At 67.4% G+C, this 19624-nt stretch carries 16 protein-coding genes; 9 read left to right on the forward strand and 7 right to left on the reverse strand.

Features of this window, described 5'->3' with window-relative positions; translation table 11 throughout:
- The 6 genes from eccCa to ACGFNN_RS08385 all read left to right on the forward strand — a co-directional run bounded on the left by eccCa (position 1) and on the right by ACGFNN_RS08385 (position 9697).
- A complete protein-coding gene (eccCa, locus tag ACGFNN_RS08360; RefSeq protein ID WP_393554050.1) occupies positions 1 to 3969 on the forward strand; it encodes a type VII secretion protein EccCa in 3969 nt (1322 codons plus the stop codon).
- Between the two features lie 374 nt (positions 3970 to 4343).
- Positions 4344 to 4757 (forward strand): hypothetical protein, encoded by a 414-nt coding sequence (locus ACGFNN_RS08365; protein WP_393554051.1) that lies wholly within the window; start codon positions 4344 to 4346, stop codon positions 4755 to 4757.
- Positions 4758 to 4944: 187 nt separating this feature from the next.
- Positions 4945 to 7050: a hypothetical protein gene (locus ACGFNN_RS08370; protein ID WP_393554052.1), complete on the forward strand. Its 2106-nt coding sequence runs from the start codon at positions 4945 to 4947 to the stop codon at positions 7048 to 7050.
- 48 nt (positions 7051 to 7098) lie between these two features.
- Positions 7099 to 7644 carry a hypothetical protein gene (locus tag ACGFNN_RS08375; RefSeq protein WP_393554053.1) on the forward strand — a complete coding sequence of 182 codons (546 nt, stop codon included), beginning with the start codon at positions 7099 to 7101 and terminating at the stop codon, positions 7642 to 7644.
- Positions 7645 to 7747: 103 nt separating this feature from the next.
- A complete protein-coding gene (locus ACGFNN_RS08380; protein ID WP_393554055.1) occupies positions 7748 to 8323 on the forward strand; it encodes a hypothetical protein in 576 nt (191 codons plus the stop codon).
- A 300-nt stretch (positions 8324 to 8623) separates the two neighbouring features.
- Positions 8624 to 9697, forward strand: coding sequence for a (+)-(1(10)E,4E,6S,7R)-germacradien-6-ol synthase (locus ACGFNN_RS08385; protein WP_393554056.1), 1074 nt, complete (start codon positions 8624 to 8626; stop codon positions 9695 to 9697).
- A gap of 85 nt (positions 9698 to 9782) precedes the next feature.
- On the opposite strand, the gene ACGFNN_RS08390 is transcribed toward ACGFNN_RS08385, so the two are convergent.
- The 7 genes from ACGFNN_RS08390 to eccB all read right to left on the reverse strand — a co-directional run bounded on the left by ACGFNN_RS08390 (position 9783) and on the right by eccB (position 16972).
- Positions 9783 to 10061 (reverse strand): WXG100 family type VII secretion target, encoded by a 279-nt coding sequence (locus ACGFNN_RS08390; protein ID WP_393554058.1) that lies wholly within the window; start codon positions 10059 to 10061, stop codon positions 9783 to 9785.
- Between the two features lie 86 nt (positions 10062 to 10147).
- On the reverse strand, positions 10148 to 10501 hold the full coding sequence (locus ACGFNN_RS08395) for a WXG100 family type VII secretion target (protein ID WP_393554059.1): 354 nt from the start codon (positions 10499 to 10501) through the stop codon (positions 10148 to 10150).
- An 87-nt stretch (positions 10502 to 10588) separates the two neighbouring features.
- The gene (locus ACGFNN_RS08400) at positions 10589 to 11845 is read right to left on the reverse strand and encodes a S8 family serine peptidase (protein ID WP_393554060.1); all 1257 of its coding nucleotides are present in this window, start codon (positions 11843 to 11845) and stop codon (positions 10589 to 10591) included.
- A gap of 26 nt (positions 11846 to 11871) precedes the next feature.
- Positions 11872 to 13566, reverse strand: a complete 1695-nt coding sequence (locus tag ACGFNN_RS08405) for a hypothetical protein (RefSeq protein ID WP_393554061.1) — start codon at positions 13564 to 13566, stop codon at positions 11872 to 11874.
- A complete protein-coding gene (locus ACGFNN_RS08410; RefSeq protein WP_393554062.1) occupies positions 13563 to 14009 on the reverse strand; it encodes a hypothetical protein in 447 nt (148 codons plus the stop codon). The genes ACGFNN_RS08405 and ACGFNN_RS08410 overlap by 4 nt, the downstream gene beginning before the upstream one ends.
- Positions 14010 to 14183: 174 nt before the next feature.
- Entirely contained in the window at positions 14184 to 15428 is a 1245-nt protein-coding gene (gene mycP, locus ACGFNN_RS08415; protein WP_393554063.1) for a type VII secretion-associated serine protease mycosin, read from the reverse strand.
- An 11-nt stretch (positions 15429 to 15439) separates the two neighbouring features.
- Positions 15440 to 16972, reverse strand: coding sequence for a type VII secretion protein EccB (eccB, locus tag ACGFNN_RS08420; RefSeq protein WP_393554065.1), 1533 nt, complete (start codon positions 16970 to 16972; stop codon positions 15440 to 15442).
- 183 nt (positions 16973 to 17155) lie between these two features.
- Between eccB and eccE the strand changes: the two genes are divergently transcribed.
- The 3 genes from eccE (at position 17156) to ACGFNN_RS08435 (ending at position 19518) form a co-directional block, all read left to right on the forward strand.
- Complete coding sequence (eccE, locus tag ACGFNN_RS08425; protein ID WP_393554067.1) at positions 17156 to 18496, forward strand: type VII secretion protein EccE; 1341 nt, start codon at positions 17156 to 17158, stop codon at positions 18494 to 18496.
- The gene (locus ACGFNN_RS08430) at positions 18493 to 19203 is read left to right on the forward strand and encodes a hypothetical protein (protein WP_362668812.1); all 711 of its coding nucleotides are present in this window, start codon (positions 18493 to 18495) and stop codon (positions 19201 to 19203) included. Before eccE ends, ACGFNN_RS08430 begins: the two co-directional genes overlap by 4 nt.
- Positions 19204 to 19284: 81 nt before the next feature.
- Entirely contained in the window at positions 19285 to 19518 is a 234-nt protein-coding gene (locus tag ACGFNN_RS08435; protein ID WP_362551359.1) for a DUF397 domain-containing protein, read from the forward strand.
- Positions 19519 to 19624 lie beyond the last annotated feature (106 nt).

Here is a 19624-nt window from a genome sequence, read left to right on the forward strand (position 1 = left end):
GTGAGCCAGATCGTCGTCAAGCGCCCACCGCGGGCCCTCCCCTCCGAAGTTCCGGGCGAGCAGGTGCAGTTGCAACCTCCGCCCGAGCTGCCCCGAGGGCAGCAGGAGGGGGTGATGATGCAGCTGCTCCCGATGCTCGGTATGGGTGGTTCCGTCGTCTTCTTCTTCATGACGCCGAACCCGATCATGCGGATCATGGGCATGATCATGATCGCGTCGACGATCGCGATGGCCGTGGCGATGATCATCCGGTTCCGGCGGGGCACCCAGGGCCAGCTCGCCGACATGCGGCGCGACTACCTGAAGTACCTGACGCAGACCAGGCGCGCGGTGCTGAGGACTGCGCGTCAGCAGCGCGACGCACAGTTCTACCTCCACCCGTCGCCGGAGCAGCTCTGGGCGCTCGTGGCGGAGGGCAGCCGGGTGTGGGAGCGCCGCGTCGGTGACGCGGATTTCGCCCATGTCCGCATCGGCCTGGGCAGCCAGGAGCTCGCCACGCCTCTCATCGCGCCCGAGACCGCCCCGGTGGACGAGCTGGAGCCGCTGACCGCCGGGGCGATGCAGCAGTTCCTGACGACGCACAGCACGCTCGACGGCCTGCCGATGGCCGTCTCGCTGCGGGCCTTCTACCACCTGACGATCAGCGGCGAGGCGGAGTCCGCGCGGGCGACCGGCCGCGCGATGGTGGGGTCGCTCGCCGCACTCCACTCCCCCGAGGACCTGATCATCGCCGTCGCGACCGGCCGCGACGCGGCCCCGCGCTGGGACTGGACGAAGTGGCTCCCCCACGTCCAGGCGCACGGGTCGGTCGACGGCGCGGGCACCCGCAGGCTGGTCAGTACGAGCGTCGCCGAACTGGAGGAGATGCTCGCCGGCCGCCTCGACGGCCGCCCCCGCTTCCAGCCCGGCGGTCAGCCGCTGCTCGACCAGCCGCACGTGGTGGTCGTCCTGGACGGTGAGTCGGTCCCGGCGACGTCCGCTCTCGCGTCCGCCGAGGGGCTGCAGGGTGTGACGGTCATCGAGATCGTCCCGGGGCAGGTCACCGGTGCGCGGGGCGGGCTCTCGATCACGGTGGACCCGCGCTCGCTCCAGCTGGAGTCCGGGCACGGCCTGGTGTACGACGGTGTGCCCGATCTGCTCAGCCACGAGGCCGCGGAGGCGCTGGCCCGCCAGCTGGCGCCGCTGCACGTGGCCACGGGTGGCGACGACGACGAGCCGCTGCTCGCCAACCTGGAGTTCACCGACCTGCTCAACCTGGGCGACGCCGCCTCGGTCGACGTCACCCGGACCTGGCGCGCACGCTCCCAGGCGGAGCGGCTCCGGGTGCCGATCGGTGTCGGCGAGGACGGCGGTCCGGTGATGCTGGACCTCAAGGAGGCCGCGCAGGAGGGCATGGGACCGCACGGGCTGTGCGTCGGGGCCACCGGCTCCGGCAAGTCCGAGCTGCTCCGTACGCTCGTGCTGGGTCTGGCCGTCACGCACACCTCGGAGACGCTGAACTTCGTCCTCGCGGACTTCAAGGGCGGTGCCACCTTCGCCGGCATGGCCCAGATGCCCCACGTCGCGGCCGTGATCACCAACCTGGCGGACGACCTGACGCTGGTGGACCGCATGGGCGACTCCATCAGCGGCGAGCTCAACCGTCGCCAGGAGATGCTGCGCGACGCCGGCAACTACGCCAACATCCACGACTACGAGAAGGCGCGGGCAGCGGGTGCTCCGCTCCAGCCTATCCCTTCACTCGTCCTGGTGATCGACGAGTTCAGCGAACTGCTGACCGCCAAGCCCGACTTCATCGAGATGTTCGTGCAGATCGGGCGTATCGGACGGTCGCTGGGCGTCCATCTGCTGCTCGCGTCGCAGCGGCTCGAGGAGGGCCGTCTGCGCGGCCTGGAGACCTATCTGTCGTACCGGATCGGTCTGCGGACCTTCTCCGCGGGCGAGTCCCGTGCCGCGCTGGGTGTCCCGGACGCCTACCACCTGCCGAACGTGCCCGGTTCGGGCTATCTGAAGTACGGCACGGACGAGATGGTGCGCTTCAAGGCCGCCTACGTCTCCGGGGTGTACCGCTCGGGGTCCCAGCCGGCCGCCTCCTCGGGCCCGCTGCCCGTGGACCGCAGGCCGGTGCTCTTCACGGCCGCGCCGGTACCGGTGCGCTACGTGGAGCCGACGGCGCAGGCGGCCGTGCCGGACGCGCGCAAGTCCGAGGACGACGCCCTGGCGGACACGGTGCTCGACGTGATCGTGCGTCGGCTCGAGGGCCGCGGAGCATCCGCGCACCAGGTGTGGCTGCCCCCGCTGGACAACCCTCCGTCGCTGGACGAACTGCTGCCGGGCCTCTCCGCCGTGGAGGGACGCGGCCTCACGCAGCCGGGATTCGAGGGCTCGGGACGCCTCGTCGTACCGCTCGGTGTGGTCGACAAGCCGTACGAGCAGCGCCGCGACACGCTGTACCGGGACTTCTCCGGCGCCGCCGGGCACATGCAGATCACCGGCGGCCCGCAGTCCGGCAAGTCCACCCTGCTGCGCACGCTCATCGCCGGCTTCGCCCTCACCCACACCCCGCAGGAGGTCCAGTTCTACGGGCTCGACTTCGGCGGCGGCGGAATGGCCTCCGTCTCCGGCCTGCCCCACGTGGGCGGTATCGCCTCCCGGCTCGACCCCGAGCGGGTGCGCCGTACGGTCGCCGAGGTCTACGGGATCATGGCGCGCCGTGAGGAGTACTTCCGCAGCGCGGGCATCGACTCCATCGCCACCTTCCGCAGGCTGCGGGCCCGGGGCGAGATCTCGGTGACCGACCAGCCCTGGGGCGACGTCTTCCTGATCATCGACGGCTGGGGCAACTTCCGTACGGACTACGAGGCGCTGGAGGGCGCCGCCCTCGACATCGCCCAGCGGGGTCTCGGCTACGGCATCCACCTCATCGTCACGGCGTCGCGTTCGATGGAGGTCCGGGCCAATCTGAAGGACCACCTGATGAACCGGCTGGAGCTGCGGCTCGGTGACGTCATGGACTCCGAACTCGACCGCAAGGCGGCCGTCAACGTGCCCGCCGGAGTGCCGGGACGCGGTTTGACGCCGGAGAAGCTGCACTTCATGGCGGCGGTGCCGCGGATCGACGGCATCAACTCCGACAGCGACCTCTCCGAGGCCACCGCGGCCATGAACCAGGAGGTCGCCCGGCACTGGACGGCGGCGCCGGCCCCCGCGGTCCGGCTGCTGCCCCGCGAACTCCCGGTCAAGGAACTGCCCTCGGGCTACGCGCAGCCGGAGCGGGGCATCGCGTTCGGTATCGACGAGAACAACCTGGAGCCCGTCCACCTCGACTTCGAACGGGACCCGTTCTTCCTGGTATTCGGCGAGAGCGAATCCGGCAAGTCGAACCTGCTGCGCCTGCTCATCAAGCAGCTGACGGAGAGGTACCAGGGGAACGAGGCCAAGTTCTTCGTCATCGACAACCGGCGGGCCCTGCTGGACGTCACCCCGGCCACTCATCTCGCGGAGTACGTGCCCATGTCCAACAACATGGAGCACCACACGGACGCGCTGTACGACCTGATGAAGCGCCGTACGCCTTCGCCGGACGTCACGGCGCAGGAGCTCCGTGACCGCAGCTGGTGGAGCGGCCCGTCCGTGTTCGTGGTCGTCGACGACTACGACCTGGTCTCCACGTCGAGCGGCAACCCGATGGGCAAGCTCACGGAGATGCTGCCGTTCTCCCGGGACGTGGGCGTGCGCTTCATCATCGCCCGCAGCACGGCGGGGGCGGGCCGCGCGCTGTACGAGCCCTTCCTTCAGCGCATCCTGGAGCTGGGCGCGCAGGGCGTGATGCTCTCGGGCGACCCGATCGAGGGGGACATCCTCGGTAACGTTCGCCCTCGGCCGATGCCTCCGGGGCGCGGCATCTTCGTGACCCGCCGGCGAGGGAACCCGCTGGTGCAGACGGGGCTCATGGACGGGGCGCGGTAGGGGCTTCGCGGAGCGCTTCCGGCTCTGCGCGCCTGGCCGGCGTGTTCGGCCTCCGGGTACGGGGGGTCAGGGCGGGCGGTGGCGGCACCGAAAGGGCTGCTACCGCCCGCTCCGGCTTGCGGGGCAAAGGGCGTGGCCGATTACGCGGTGTACGGGCAAGGCGTCCGGGTGGCGGTCATCCCACCGACGGAAGGAAACTCGCCATTCCAGCCGTAGGTGTTCCCGTATTGCGCCACGGCGACGCGCCAGGGCCTGTGCGGACTTTCCGTCGGACAGCATGGGTGCCACAGCACGGGATGAGGGGGTACGCCTTTATGGCTTGGGCCGAGTGGGAACAGCTGAAGGCCGATGCGGCCGGCAGGGACGGTTCTCGGATGCGTGTCAACGCGGCCGGGAGCGGTGACGGTGGCGGCGGGAAGAAGGGGGACCTCGCCGTCAATCAGGGCGACCTGTCAGGGGTCCGAAACGAAGCCTCAGGTCTCAAGAACCGCTTGTGGCGGGAGGCTCGGGTCGCGGCGCCTACCAGCGAGACAGCGGGAGGCAATCTCCACACCCAGGGATTCGAGCTCGGTGGCGCACTTCAACACGTGGCGGAACGGTGGGACACCCAGCTCAAGTCACTGCTCGACGCATGTGGGCACATCGCCAACCATGTGGACTTCACGAAGTTCCTGCACAGCGATGACGACCAGTATGTGAGAAGCCGGGTCAGCAGTATCGCCGCGCTCGACCAGGCCTTCGACGACGACAACGCGCCCAAGGGTGAGAAGAACAAGGCGGACAACTGATGGACCTGGAAACTCTGCGCTCCGCCAGGTTCGGTCAGTTGGACGACGCCGTCGCCGACTGGTCCACCCTGGTCACCAACCTCGCCACCTGGCGACGGATGCCCGTGAAGGACTCAGGGCGAAAGCCGAGAAGGCTGACTGGTCGGGAGAGAACGCCAACGTCACCAAGGGTTTCGTCGACAAAACGGTGGCTGAGTTCGATGACGCCCATAAGCAGGCGAAGTCCCTGTGGAACATCCTCAAGGACACCCGAGACGAGTTGAAGGCGCAACGTGGCCTGCTCGACGCGGCCATCGAGCATGGGCAGGCGAAGAACCTCACGGTGGTCGCCACAGGCGGAGGCGGGTTCACGGTCTCGATGAACATCCGGCCCGACAGCGCGGCCAAGGGGACGACCGTCGCCGACCACAGCCAGAGCGATGTCGATCGCCTCCGGGACGAGATCCAGAAGATCCTCGACCAGGCGACCGAGAGCGACCACACGGGCTCCGCCGCTCTGAGGGCACTGGTGGACCAGGCCGTTCTGGGCTTCTCCGGCGCCACATACAAGGACCGGGACTCTGCGGCACACGCGATCGAAGAGGCCGACGACCTGTCGGCGCTCGCGAGGAAGGACCCGGCAGACCTCAGCGCCAAGGAGTTCGACGCGCTGAACGCCGGCCTCAAGAAGATGTCGGGTGATGAACTGTTCGCTGCCCGATTCGCGGAGAAGCTGGGCCCGAAGGGGACGTTGGACTTCTGGGCCGAGTTGAACACGCCCCCCATCGACCTGCAGAGTTCCCGGGGTGACCAGTTCGACGACTTGCAGGAGAACTTGAGCCTCACACTCGCCACCGCCACTCGGAGCGACAGCCCGGCCATGACGGACTGGAAGCGCGAGATGGTGGAACTGGGGAATCAGCCCGTCTCCAGGAGTTCGAGCATCGTCGGTTTCCAGGTCATGAGCAACCTCATGCGCTGGGGGAACTTCGACAACAAGTTCTTGGACGACTACGGAAACGAACTGATGAAAGCGGAGAAGGAACGCACCGACAACGGCAGGGATGAGGCGTGGCGAGCAGGCGTCATGGACCCGACTCTCAACCGGACAGGGTCGGACTCCGGGACCGACCCGATGACGGGCTTCATGAAGGCGCTGTCGAGCAGCCCTGACGCTGCGACCGAGTTCTTCAACGACACCTTCCTGACGAAGGAAGAGGACCACGAGTTCAAGGAGGACACCGACGGGGACGGCAAGAAGGGGATGAGAGAGCTCAGCAACTTCGACTATCTCTTCGGCGAACGAGACTGGCCAAAGGACTTCACCAGCAAGGGGGAGGACAGTATCTCCGGGCGGAACGCGATGGCTCTGGCGCTGGAAGCGGCGACGACCGGCCATCCGGCGGGTGAAATCCCTACAGCCGACCTCCCGGCGCATAACTCAGGTCAGGCAAAGCTCATGGAAAGACTCACAGCCTCCATTTCCGACGACCCAGAGCGCTTGACCGGGCATGGATACATGTCGGACAGCATCGGGCAGATTGCATCCGAATACCTACCTGACATCAATCGAGCAACCACCGACGCCGGAGAAGAAAACACGAGCGTTCCAAAACTCTTCCCAATTTCAGGCCACATTGCCGACCTGGAGCACACAGACGTAACTCGCCTATTGGTAAGCCTAGAGCAGAACCCTGAGGGCTACGCCGCTGTCGAAGTCGGTCAGAAATCGTACATGGCCAGCCTTATGGACTATCACCTGAACCCCGACCTCCCCGGTGACCAAAAGTACCCTCACTCCACCGAAGAAACGATCAAAGAAATTACTCGCCGGTCCGGTGAGATTGGAGGAACCCTGGCAATCGGGCGCCAGGAAGCGGTGCTGGGAGAAGCGAACGAAGCTGACGGCGACTTCGAGCATGCCGTGAATCAGAAGAAGGGCATCGCTTCGGGAGTAATCGGTACAGGAGTAGGAATTGGCACGAGCTTCATCGCAAGCCCGGCCGTAGGAGCCGCAGCGGGTGGAGCGGCAGGGACTGTTACCGGCGCTGTACTGGAACAGCTTTTCAAGGACACAGAGCCCGATAAATTGAAGGAGGCAGGAAAGACCGTAGGGGAGCTCTGGGAAGATAGCACGGAAAGGAATACCGAACTGGCCAGAGTTGCAGCAGATACCGCAGGAAGGGCACACAGGTCGCCCAACATTGAACAGTTCGAGGAGTGGACACGAGAGGGGACTCGGGACGGATTTAACGACGCTTCCACAGCAGGCCAGAAGATGGCCAAGGACCTCGACACCGATATTCCCGCATAGTCGCAGAGAACGCCATCAGTACGGCATTGAAAACAAACAGGAATCAATATGAACAGATCACTCCTGGATAGTCGCACCAAACTGAGGGCCTCAGCAGCAGTCATGGGGGCGGCGATCTTGGCGATCTCCAGTTCGGCCTGTTCGGCTCCCGCGAAATCCTACGAGACCCCCGGCTCCCTCTGCGGTAAATCTATCTCACCGAAGCTACTTGACCCCTTGCTACCGCCAGGAAAGAAAGTATCCGTAGTGGCTCGCCACGAAACGGAAGGTATCAGAAGGTGCCGAGTATACGTAGACGACAAGGAGGCACTATCAGCAAGTTCCGAGTGGCTACGCAAGGACACATCACTGCTCGATGTTGCCTCCATGCCGTTCAATAATGTCGACCCCGGCGACAAAATGACGGACGACGGGAAGTTCATCTACTCCGAGAACGGGGCGATCGGGGAAGTGACCTGCCTCCGGCCCCCGACGAGCGGCGAGAGAGTCTTCACAAGCATCCGGGTCTCAGGAGGGAAACCTAGCGCGGAGGCACTCAAGAACCTTGTCCGCGAATATTCGGAGAAGCTCAAAAATTCAGACCACTGCTCATAGTAGATTCCAGTCAAGCGCCCGAAGAACGTCTCACTTCTTTGGTTAACGCGTCCGACGGGCGAGAACAGTAAAGGCATCGAATGTGATGGTTGTACTTACCTTTGTGTTGACAGCCGGGCTCGTCGCCATGGGGTGCGTCAAAGCGGATCGGGTCCGTGCGTGGCGCGAGTCGTTCAATCCTTCGGCACCGGCGCTCCCCGACTCCACCTTCGTCGTGGCTCGCGTCGTCCTCTTCGGGATGGCAGGCATAGGCGTGTTCACCGCGTTCCAGTTCATGACCGTAGTCGCCGACGCCGAGTGGAGCGATGACGAGCTGTCCAGCGCGGTCAGCCAGGCCGCGGAGGAAATGGACGGCACTTCCCGCTTCGGTGACATCTTCGGTGATGACAGCGGCTTCGACGAGGAGTTCGCGACGATGATCGAGGAGGAGATCGTCGAGAACGGCGGCGGTGGCGCCCCGCAGGATGGAGTGGGGGCCAGCGCCGCAGCCTCGAACAAGCCCTCCGACGCCGACTACACGGTCCAGGCCGCAGGCGCGGACGCGGTCTTCTGTGTACACGTCGTGCGCACCCCGTCGGAGGACGGGGACTACACGCCCCCCGGCGTGGCGGGGGGCGCCGGCACGGTGACGGTCCCGAACTACGACTTCGCCGTGACGAGCCGTGAGGGCGAGTGCTGAGGGTCCCGTTCCCCTTCGGGGGATCTGGTCATCCACCGCTGAATCGGTGAATCCTCAACTGGCAAGAGGCAGTTTCGGGCCAACCGCCCGAGGGGGTCGATCATCCCAATGGTGGCGCGTTCAACCACCTTGAGAGCTCACGCAGGCGTCCGCGACATGGAGAGATGTCCCAGGCCGTAACGTCCAGGACATCGTTGCAAAGCCACAAACAGGCTTGAAACGGCTGTACCCGTACCCCAGGCACCTTGCTAACTTCCGGGGCTCAGAGGTGTTGAAAAAGAACAGGTGAAAGGGCGGTACATGACCTCCCATGCTCCGGCTCCGAAGATCCCCCAGCTGTGGGTTCCGCTCCCGTCCGCGATCCACCCGAGATGGCGTGAGATCGACGAGGGCTCGGCTGCCTGGCTCGATCGGTTCGGTCTCTTCTCCGACCGGGCTCAGCGTGAACGGCTGACACACATCGCTGTCGGTGAGATAACCAGCCGGGGGGCGCCCTCCGGACGGGTCGAAGGCCTGCAGTGGACCTCGGACTTCCTGATGTGGCTGTTCGCGTTCGACGACGAGTTCTGCGACGAGGGGCCGGCCGCCGCCTCTCCGGACGCGACCCTGTTGATCATCACAAAGCTCCAACGTGTCGTCGAGGTGCCTTGGACAGCCCCGGCGGACGACGGTTACTCCGCCGCTCTGCGTGAGCTGCGTTTACGTCTCGACACCTTGACCACCCCCGTGCAGACCGCTCGCTGGGCAGCCAGCTTCCGGGCCTATCTGCAGGGCCAGATCTGGATGGCGGCCAACAGCGCCCACGGCCGAATCCCCACGCTCTCGGATCATCTGGCGGTCCGGCTCGACTCCTCCGGGGTCAAGATCTTCTCGACGCTCAGCGAGATCATCCACGGGTACGACCTGCCCGCTGCGGACTACGAGCGCCACGACGTCCGCGGCTTCGTCGAGGTGTTCGCCTCGATCATCGGGTGGTCGAACGACCTGGTCTCGTACCACAAGGAGCACCGGCGCAGTCAGGAGGGCTTCGGGAACATCGTCGACCTCATCGCCCATGAGCGGGGCTGTTCGCTCGCTGAGGCGGTCAACGAGACCGCCATGATGCACACCCGCGCCATGGCGCTCTATCTCCGTCTGCGGGACCAGATCCTGCAGGACGCCGGCCCGGAGCTTCGCCGCTGGGTCACGGACTGCAGTTCCTGGATCCGCGCCGACTACGACTGGTCCCTCACCACTCATCGTTACGTCAATCCGGAGGATCCCGCTGATCTGCCTCACGGAAGCGCCTCTTCCCCCTTCCAGGAGGGGGAAGAGGATCAGCCGTTGCCCATCCCCAGCATCGCGTGGTGGTGGACGCTGCTGAAGGATCGCTGAGCCGGGCCGTCGTATGGCATGGGACAGGGTGGGCACCTCCCGTGCGTGCCCACCCTGACCTGTCCGCTCGTCTGCTGTCGCAGGTCTACTCGAAGTTGGCCCGCGCGCGCTTGTCGCCCGCGTGGTAGGCGGTGCCCGCGTCGCGCACCTTGCGGGAGATCTCCGTGAGGGCGGTCTGGATCGCCGTCGCGTCGCGGTCCCAGCCGGCCTGCGCCGAGTCGTACGCCGACTTCGCTTCGCCGACCCAGAGCTCGGAAGCGCTGCCGACCATCCGCTTGATGGACGCGAGGTCTTCCTGAAGCTGCCTGCTCTGCCGGTCGATGTCACCTGCGGCCTGCTCAAGGCTCGAGTAAGTGACAACCATCGTGCCGTCGTTGTGCGGCATGCGGTCCTCCGGTTCTAACTAGTTCGGTGTAGGGGTTCTCGTCCGTGCTGCGCGTACGAGGAGAATCAGAGGTTGTTGATGGCCGAGGTCTTGGCCTCGGAACCCGTCGAGTAGCCGCCCACGACGTCGACGCCCTGGAGGGCCTGTCGGATCTCGTCCTCGGTGTTGCCCGAGATGGTGCGCGCGGCCTTGATCGCTTCCTGGAAGTTGACCAGTCGCGTGGCGATGTTGCCCATCTTCAGGTTGATGTCGGCCTGCTTGGCGTTGAACGCCGAGGCGCCGATGCCCTTCCAGGTGCCTTCCAGGCTGTCAATGGTGGCCTGCAGGGTCTTCAGCTGGCCCCGCACGGAGTCGAACCGCCTGGTGAGTTCGCCCTCCAGCTTGAGGAGCATCTCATCTGAAAGCTTCTGATCTGCCATGGTGCTGGCTTCCTTCCTGGTGCTCTTGGTTCGTCCCGGCGATCGTGCCGGGTGAGGCGTATGAGGAACTACGTTCGGTGGGACGGGTCAGGAAGCCCGGCGCTTGCGAGCGAACACGAAGGCCGCACCGCCGAGCACGAGCACCACAGCCACTCCGCCGATGATCAGGCCCGTCCTGTCGCCGCCATCCGTCTCCGCGCTGGAGCCTGCCATGGCCGCGTCACCAGCCTCGTCCTTCTTGGCGGGCTGTGACGAAGCTGATGCGGACGGGGCTGCTGAGCCGGCTGAGCCGGATGTCTTCTCGTTGGTGAGCGGACTGACGTCCGGGTCGCCCGGGTCGCCCTTGCCCTTCAGGATGTTCATGGACGGGCGGATCAGGCCGTGGCCGAGGTACTTGCTGACCGTGTCCTTCTCCCAGTCCCGGCTAGCGGTGTCGAAGAGGACGTTGAGCACCTGGTTCGCGGTCCAGTCGGGGTGGGCCGACCAGACGAGGGCTGCGGAGGCGGAGGCGATGGCGGTGGCCGCGCTGGTGCCGCCGTCGCCGTCGCAGTAGCTCTGGAAGGACGAGTCACACCAACGGGGGATGTCGTTACCAGGAGCCGCGATATCAACGGTGCTCCCATTTTGGGAGTATTCGGCTACCTTTCCCTCGCGATCAGCCGAGGCGACGCCAACAACCTCCTCATATGCGGCGGGATACCTCACCGGGTTACCCTTCTTGGCCTCGTTACCAACGGAAGCAAAGAAGAGCTTTCCCTTACTCTGGGCGTACTTTACCGCTTCCCTCTCTTCGTCCAACGCAAAGTCGTTACCGAAGGACATGCTAATGATTTTGGCATCACTTTCGGCAGCAGCGCGGATTGCATCCGTGGTATCGAGCGGATTCAGCTTTTCCTTCGTCTGCCAATCTGCATCAGCGACCCTCATCGGCATGATCTTGGCTCCAGGAGCAAGGCCCTTCAGTCCTCCACCACGCCCCGTGCCAGCGATCAACTCAGCCATGGTTGTGCCATGACCGTCGTAGTCATCCGTCTCATCCCCTTTGGCGCCCGTAGCATCAACGCCCTTGAGAACCTGGCCCTCCAGAGAGGGCGTCGATGGATTGACCCCAGTGTCGATGACGGCAATTTTGATTCCACTGCCTGTAGAGGTCTTCCACATTTCCTCGGCTTGCATCGCACCCAGATACCACTGCTTCGATTGGGTATCATCCGCGAGAGCAGAGGGAGCCACACCTGCGAATGTGACAGTCCAAGCAGCAGCCAAAGAAGCTACGCCGAGCAGGCGTCCGCTCAATCCGAGGGAAGTGCGACGCTTTCGGGTCTGGCTAATTCCTGCGGTCATACCTGACTTCCGAACCTTCCCTGTCCCTACTCGATCACCGGCGGCGTGGTTCCACGCCGACCGGCCTCCCACGTCTCCGGGTCCTCGGTCAGGTAGTCCGGCCTTGGCGTCACCTCATCCTGGCTCTCCTGATCCGAATTCCTGCGGGCCGCAGGTCCGCGTACGAGTCCGGCACCACCGGTCGTGAAGCCCTTGCCGGTCGTGCCAGGCCGCTGCGCGCCGCCACGGGGTGCGCCCACAACTCCACTCGTATTGGGGGCGCTGCGGCCGCTGGGACGAGGGGTGGCACTGTTTGCGCCACCAGCTCCGACGACAGTGCCGCGCGGAACGCTGCGGGCTCCTCCAGAAGAACTGGGAACGGCGCGCTGAGGAGTTCCGCCCACAATGCCGCTCGCCCGACCGCCACGCGGACCCGCAGTTCCAGTGGCGTTGGCGTGACCGCCCACGACGGGTCTGCCGCCAGTCACGCCGGAACGCCCCGCCATCGGTGAAGACGAACCACCACTCACCCGCCCGGCATTGCTTGAGGCCGGCCCAGTACCAGACATGGGTGAGGGCCTTCCCACCGTGGGCACAGAGCGGCCACTAGCAGTGGCGCCCCCAGTTCCTGTGCCTCGTGCTGCCCAGTTGCCCCCCTGGCCGACCGCCTTGAGGGCTCCGGCGGGACCCTGGGATGCCCTGATGCCGTTATTGACTGGGTTGGTGAACCCTGGCGGAACAGGAGCAGTAGGGCCGCCTGCCCCCGTGGGGCCGCTAGGAGTCGGCTGCGTTGCAACTGCGGGGGAGGCAGGAGGAGTCTGCGCGACGGCAACACTGTTGATCTCTGTCGACGTCGTTCTGTCGGGTACAGGCGTGACGATGACCGGCGATGCAAACCCATCGTCACGGACCGCAGTGCCTGAGTTGTCCACTGTTGAATGGCCAGTCACGGATTCGGGGCGTGTTCCGGTTGGCAACGACGAGCCTCCAGACGTCGCCGAGTTCGTATCGCTCCCGTCACCCCAGCCCGACGGCCGCGGCATCGCCACATCCAGCGTCTTCTCGAACCGCGGCGGCTCCTGGGCCGCCAGTGTCTCCTCCGAGACCGCGTAGTACGAGGCCAGCCGGTTCGCCTGGTTGATCGCTTCCTGGCGGTCCTTCTCGACCTTCACCGCCGCCGCGTACTCCGGGTTGCCCTCGATGCGGGCGGGCGACTCGATGTCCTCCGGGGACTTGCGGACCAAACGGGTGTCACGGGGCGGCAGGGAGCTCCGTACCGAGGCAAGGCCCGTGCCCGCGACCGTGATCTGGGTACCGGCGGTCTGCGCGTACTCGCCCAGCTTGTAGGCGTGGGCGACCAGGCCGTTGCCCCAGTCGCGGAAGGCCGAGCCGGACTCGCCCTCCCAGTCGACCGCCCCGATGAAGTCGCCGAGTTCCTTCGCCGCGTCGTTCAGCGAGGTCCGCGCCTTCAGGAGCGCTTGGCCTGCCTCTTCGAGGTGCTCCGGACTGGAGTTCTCGATGAGGTCGATCATCGCGTTGAGTTCGTGTCCCTCGAAGGAGGTACGCCCCGAGGATCCGGAGCCTCCGAAGCCGAACGTCTCCATGACGGCCTGCATCTGGCGGGTGACATCGGTGACGACGATCTGGCCCTGGACCCGCTCCTGGTCCTGCTCCCGCTGCTCCGCAGGGGTCAGCTCCGGGGGAACCTCGGTGCTCTGTTCCGGCTGCTTCGGCTCGCTCATTCCGCGCCCCACCCCGCGTCGCTCTGCTTGTCGGCGTTCTGCTCCGGCTTCTGCGTCTTCTCCCGCTCCGCCTGGGCCTTCTCGCGTTCCTCGTCCAGGTGCGCCTGGATCTCGTAGAACCGCCGCCGGGTGTCGTCGTCGACGTTGTCGAAGCCGACCGCAGCCGCGTGGACCCCGAGGCTCAGGTACTCGATCTGGTCCCCCAGGGACTTGGAGAGCGAGACGAGCGACTCGTGGACCCGGTTGTACTGGGTGTAGAGGCCGTCGGCCTCGGCGAAGCAGGCGTTGCCGCCGCTGAGCGCGGAGCGCGAGACCGTCTGTGCCGCCACCTTGGACTTGCCGGCCGGCGAACTCTCCAGGTCGGCAAGCAGCGCGTTGACGCTCCTCTGGAACTTCTCCAGAGCGCCTACGCCCTTGCGGAGATCCCCGTTTCCTTCGGCCACGTCGCTGCCCTTCCCCGTTCCCCGTGTGCCCCGTTTGCACAGAGTGTTCTACGTTGCTATCGCATCCACGGGAACACCTCTGGCCACATCAGATCACTCTAACCAATGCCACTGACAGGACCAACTGTCTTGTCCATGGCGTAACTTCCCGGTAGCCGTACCTCGACCACCACGTCAGGAACCTTCCGGCTGCCCCTGCCTCCGCTTCCGGTCACGCAGGGCCACGGCCGTGCCCGCGATGGCCGCGACCAGGACGGCTCCGCCGACCACGACATACGTCGCCAGCCGGGCGTTGCGCTCGTCGGCGGTCTCGCCGAGGTGGAGTGCGGCGGGTACAGGAGCCTCACCCTTGCTCACGCCCTCGCGCGCGACCGGCCGCTCGATGGGCTTGTCGTCCTCGGTCAGTGCGCGCACCGGGTCGATGACGCCCCAGCCGACCAGGGGGTCGTGACCCGCGATCGACCGTTCCGCGGTCTGCTCGATCTGGGCGACGATTTGCTCCTGCGTCCAGTCCTTGTGCTTGGCCTTGATGAGGGCCGCGACTCCGGAGACGTACGGGGCGGAGAAGCTGGTTCCGTTGTCGGCGCAGTGGCCTCCGCCGGGGACCGTCGAGATCATGTCCACGCCCGGTGCCGCGACACCGACGAACTCCCCGGACTGCGAGAAGGCCGCCCGCTCGTTGTTCCGGTCCGACGCGGCCACCGCGAGGACTCCGGGGAAGGACGCCGGGTAGGTCTCCTTGAGGGTGCCGTCCAGTCCGTCGTTGCCTGCCGAGGCGACGACCACGACCTCCTTGGCCAGCGCCGCGTCCACCGCCTGCCGCAGCGCGGGCGCGGGCTTCACGGCGTTCGCGGTGTCCTGGGAGATGTTGATGACGTCCGCGCCCTCCCGGACGGCGTGGCCGATGGCGGCCGCCAGCGTCTCCGCCGTTCCGTGGCCCTCGGCGTCGTTCTGCTGGATCGGGATGATGGTGGCGTCCGGCGCCAGCCCGGTGAAACCGGTGCCCTTCGCCTCGCGCGCGGCGATGATGCCGGCGACCTTGGTCCCGTGGCCGACCACGTCGGTGGTGCCGTTCTCCTTGCCCCGCTCGATCGGGGAGCCGTTGTCGTCCTTCAGGTTCTTCGGCAGGAGGTTGCTGCCGCTCCCGGCGTCGACGGCCTTGGCGAGCTGAGGGTTCTTGACGTCGACGCCGGTGTCGATGACCGCCACCCGTACGCCCTTCCCCCTGGACTGCTCCCAGAGTTCGTCCATCAGCACGCGCTGGAGCGCCCAGGGCCGCCCGGCGTACGGCTTGGCGGGGAAGGTGCACTGGGTGGAGTCCTCCGCGGCCGCGGGCAGCGCCGGCAGCGTGACCAGGAGGACGGCGGTGGCGCCCGCGGCCGTGAGCAGCCGTCGGCGGTACGAAGCGTGCGTGGTCACGTGGTGGCTCCTCACGAACCCTGCGGCTGGCGGGCGGCGCCGGTCGACAGCCGGGGGCCGGTCGGCAGGAAGGCGGACCAGGCCGCGGGTACGGGGGCGGGGTCGACGTCCTTGTACCCGAGCCGGTTCTGCGCCTGCTGTGCCTCCTGCCGGCGCTGCTCCCGCTCCTCCGCGGTACCTGACTCACCGATGCCTGAGTCGTCCTGCGCGCTGTCGCCGTTGGACTGCATGGCATAGCGCAGGCCGGTGTCGGTGACCAGGAACAGCGGGCCCGACTCGGGGCTGGATCCCTTGAACTGGCGGAAGAGCTGGCCGGATCCGGGGGTGACGTAGGCGCTGCTGGAGCCCGTCGGGAGGGTGGCGGGGAACGCCTTCCCGGCCCAGGTGCTGAGCGTGGCGGAGCCGCTCTTGCCGGAGACGCCGCGCAGGACGTTGCAGACGGTGTTGCGGCTTCCGTCGGCGGTGCTCGCCGAGTTGACGGGGGTGGGCTCGTCCGTGGGCCAGTCCCGCTCCTGCCCGAAGGCCTCACCGGGCTCGAAGGCGCCGGCGCTGACCTGCTCGGCCTTGCCGTCCTGGTCGAGCCCGACCAGGCTGCGGCTGCTGAGGAGGAGCTTGGCGACGAAGTCGGATACCGGTGCGACCCTTCCGGGCAGCACCACGTAGTGCTGGGTGGTGGTGCCGGAGGTCGCGGCGAGGACCATGCCGACCCTGTTGTCCTGGGGCCGGAGTTCGCCCGGAACCCCCGCGTCGCTGCCCGGCGTTCCCTCGATGGTGGGGAAGGTGACCGGGTCCCCGGTGTGGAGGGTGTCGAGCCAGTCGGCGGAGACCCGCTGGGGGTCGCGGCCGTGGCCGACGAGCGTGCGCTGGAGGAGTTCACTCTTCTCCAGGCTGTACGCCTTGCCGCCGGCGTCGACGATGTAGCGGGTGCGGTCGGGTCCGGGGCCCTCGACGTAGATGAGCTCGCCGCCGTGGAGCTTGCTCGCCCCTTCGGTTCTGCCCTTCTCGCGTTCCGCGAAGACGAACGCCGCCTTCTGGATGGCCCTGCCGCCCTCGCCGGGCCTCTCGCAGACCGCCCAGCGCTTCGCGGAGCCGGCCTCGGTCCCGTCGGGCAGGCGGTCCGGCGCGTAGGGGATGCCCAGCGTCGCGCCGTGGGGGATCTTCCCGCTGTCCAGAACCGATTCGTCGACCTTGACGACGGTGCCCTTGTCGGGGGCGAGGAGGAGCTTGGCGCTCGACATGTTGAGCACGGGGTGGAGCTGCGTCTTGCCGTCGGTCTTCAACACCACATATCGCGTGGTCGACTTGGAGGCGATGATGACGTTCTCGTACGGGGTGTCCCATTTCTGTGGCGCGACGGGCTTGAACATGCCCCAGGCGCCGAACACGGCGAGTGTGACCGCTCCGACGATCACGCCGGGCACCACCGCACGAAGTGGACGCGGAGCGCCCTCTTCCGAACCCGACGGGTGGGGCTGCAGGAACTGTGCGACCAACCTCCGCTTCGCGAAGGTGTAGGCATTGAGTTCGTCCCGCCGTGATGCCATGTGCGCGCTGCCCCTTCTCCCCGATGGGCGACCAGGTTCCCACACCCTCGGTGGGCCGCCGCCGCCGACCGGGCCCCCTACTATGCCTGTTGGCACTTGGCTCTCACCGCTCAGGTAGGGTGATCGCCCGATCAACGCCCATACAAAAAACGGTGAATACGGACACGAGGGGGCAACGCGGCGATGGGTGCAGCGACGGGGGAGCGCACGAGGCGGTCTGCCCGCCGGACGCCCGGCCCTTCCCGGCGGCAACGCAGCAACGAGCCTGCCGTACAGACCCCCCAGCCGTCGTCGGACGCCCCCGCGGCGACCACGCTCCGCTCGATCTCCAGGACCGGCCGCGTCGGCCCCGCGCTGCGTCGGATGGTGCTGGTCGAGGCGGCCCTCGCGGTCGCGGCCGTGGGCGCGGTGCTCGGGGGCGCCTGGATGATCCCCGCCGGCGTGATCGCCTGTCTGCTGGTCCTCCTCGCGGTGGTACGCCGACGGGGCTGGGCCGTGCAGGACTGGCTCGCGACCGTCCAGTCCCTCCGCCACCGCCGACGCACCGCCACTGCGGTTCCGGCCGGGACGGAGCCGCAGCTGGCCCCGGTGGCGGAAGGCGTGCCGGGTTTCGCTCCGTACATCTATGTGGACGGCGCCCGCCGCACGGTGGGCATGGTCGGTGACGGCACGTTCCTGACGGCGGTCGTCCGGGTCGAGGCGAGCGGTGAGTCCCTGCGCCAGGCGATGGGTGCGCGGTCACTCCCGCTGTCCCTCCTGGGCGAGGCCCTCACCGTGGACGACATCGTCCTGGAGTCGGCGCAACTGGTGCAGCAGGTGCGGCCCGCACCCGCTCCCCACCTTCCGGAGCGTTCGGTCGCCCGGCTGTCCTACGGTCCGCTCCAGGACCGGACCGGGGCGCCCGCGCTGCGGATGACCTGGGTGGCGGTGAAGCTGGATCCGGAGCTCTGCCGGGAGGCCGTGGAGGCACGTGGCGGCGGTATCGCCGGGGCCCAGCGCTGTCTGGTGCGGGTCGCGGACCATGTGGCGAGCCGGATCACGGGGGCCGGGTTCCGTGCCTCGGTGCTGGACCAGGACGAGGTCAACTCCGCTCTCGCGACGTCCGCCTGCGCCAACGCCATCCTGTCGGCCCGTGCCGGACGCCCCGATGCCGCCCCGCAGCGGCGGACGGCGGAGACGGCCCGGGTCTGGCGCTGCGACGACCGCTGGCACACCAGCTACGCCGTGGACCGGTGGCCCGAGCTGGGACGGGGGGCGACGCCGCTGCCGCGGCTCGTCGCCCTGCTGACCTCTGTACCCGCGTACGCGACGACGTTCAGCCTGACGGTGCGCCGAGGCGGTCACCAGGGGCACCTGTCCGTACGTGGGCATGTGCGGATCACCGGTGGTTCCGACACCGAACTGGTCGGAGTGAGAAGGACGTTGGAGCAGGCGGCACGGCACGCCGGGGTCGGGCTGGTACGGCTCGACCGGGAGCAGTTCCCGGGTGTCCTGGCCACTCTCCCGCTCGGAGGTGCGCAGTGACACGGCGACTCGCCCCGAGGAGGGGCCTGCTGGGCCCGCGTCACGCGGGCCACACCCTGGCCGCGGATCACCTGGGTGCGCTGTCGCTCCCCGTGGGGGACGACGGCGTCATCATCGGCGACGACGCCGAGGGCAGGCCGCAGATGATCGGCTTCCACCGGCCGACGCCGTACGACGTCGTGCTGATCGGTGGCCTGTGGACCGCGCAGGTGCTGGCGCTGCGGGCGGCGGCGACCGGTGCGCGGGTGGCCGTGGAGACGGGGCGTACGCAGGCCTGGACGCAACTGGCGCAGTCCGCCGGTGCGGGACTGGAGTGCGTCTCGCTGCACGACGTGGGCAGGGTTCCGCCCACCGGGGCGACCGTCAGCAGCCCCGTGGTGGTGGTCCGCGACTGCGGTATGCGTCCTCCGCGTGGGCGCGTGGTGTCGTCGCCGTGGCAGTCGGTGCTGACACTGCTGCCCTATCTGAGCCCCGTGGCGCCCCGGTTGCTGCGCTCGGCGACCCTGGTGGGCGTCCAGCGCGTCTCGCCGGCCGAGGCGGAGCAGATCGGCCGCATCCTGGGGCTCGCGCGTACCGAGAGCGAGGCGCTGCCCACGCTGGCGGACGGCGTCACGCTCTGGGTGGCGGGCCGTGACCGCCACTGGGTGATGACGAGTGCGACGGACGTCGAGACCGGACTCCTGGGCACAGCGCGCAGGATGGACTGATTCCTCGTCGTTCCGGCCCCTGAGGCTCCGCTTTTCAGGATCATGTCGGGGGAACGAACCGGTTCGACGGAAGGGCGTGCGATGGGCACCCAGCAGGAAAAGGACGAGCTCTACGCTCTCGACATCTCGGATGTGCGGTGGCTGAGCGCCCCCGGGACCGAGAACGTCGAGGAGCGGGTCGAGATCGCCCATCTCCCGGGGGGCGCGGTCGCCATGCGTTCGTCGCTGGACCCGGAGACCGTGCTGCGCTACACGGAGGCGGAGTGGCGGGCGTTCGTCCTCGGGGCGCGGGACGGCGAGTTCGACCTGGAGTAGGGGTCGCGGAGACGGGCGGCCGTGACCGACGTCGGTCCCGTCCGCCCCCTGGGCGTCCCGGCAGGTGACGTGCCTCCACGTTCGCCCCCTTCGCCGTTCGGGGGCA

This window comes from Streptomyces sp. NPDC048590 (assembly GCF_043199535.1).
Lineage (GTDB): Bacteria > Actinomycetota > Actinomycetes > Streptomycetales > Streptomycetaceae > Streptomyces.

Excerpts from the sequence above, each read along its gene's own strand:
- ACGFNN_RS08390 (WP_393554058.1), bottom strand. The coding sequence starts at position 10,061 with ATGGTTGTCACTTACTCGAGCCTTGAGCAGGCCGCAGGTGACATCGAC.
- eccE (WP_393554067.1), top strand. The coding sequence starts at position 17,156 with ATGGGTGCAGCGACGGGGGAGCGCACGAGGCGGTCTGCCCGCCGGACG.
- eccB (WP_393554065.1), bottom strand. The coding sequence starts at position 16,972 with ATGGCATCACGGCGGGACGAACTCAATGCCTACACCTTCGCGAAGCGG.
- ACGFNN_RS08400 (WP_393554060.1), bottom strand. The coding sequence starts at position 11,845 with ATGACCGCAGGAATTAGCCAGACCCGAAAGCGTCGCACTTCCCTCGGA.
- ACGFNN_RS08375 (WP_393554053.1), top strand. The coding sequence starts at position 7,099 with ATGAACAGATCACTCCTGGATAGTCGCACCAAACTGAGGGCCTCAGCA.
- ACGFNN_RS08405 (WP_393554061.1), bottom strand. The coding sequence starts at position 13,566 with ATGAGCGAGCCGAAGCAGCCGGAACAGAGCACCGAGGTTCCCCCGGAG.
- ACGFNN_RS08435 (WP_362551359.1), top strand. The coding sequence starts at position 19,285 with ATGGGCACCCAGCAGGAAAAGGACGAGCTCTACGCTCTCGACATCTCG.
- ACGFNN_RS08385 (WP_393554056.1), top strand. The coding sequence starts at position 8,624 with ATGACCTCCCATGCTCCGGCTCCGAAGATCCCCCAGCTGTGGGTTCCG.
- ACGFNN_RS08395 (WP_393554059.1), bottom strand. The coding sequence starts at position 10,501 with ATGGCAGATCAGAAGCTTTCAGATGAGATGCTCCTCAAGCTGGAGGGC.
- ACGFNN_RS08365 (WP_393554051.1), top strand. The coding sequence starts at position 4,344 with ATGCGTGTCAACGCGGCCGGGAGCGGTGACGGTGGCGGCGGGAAGAAG.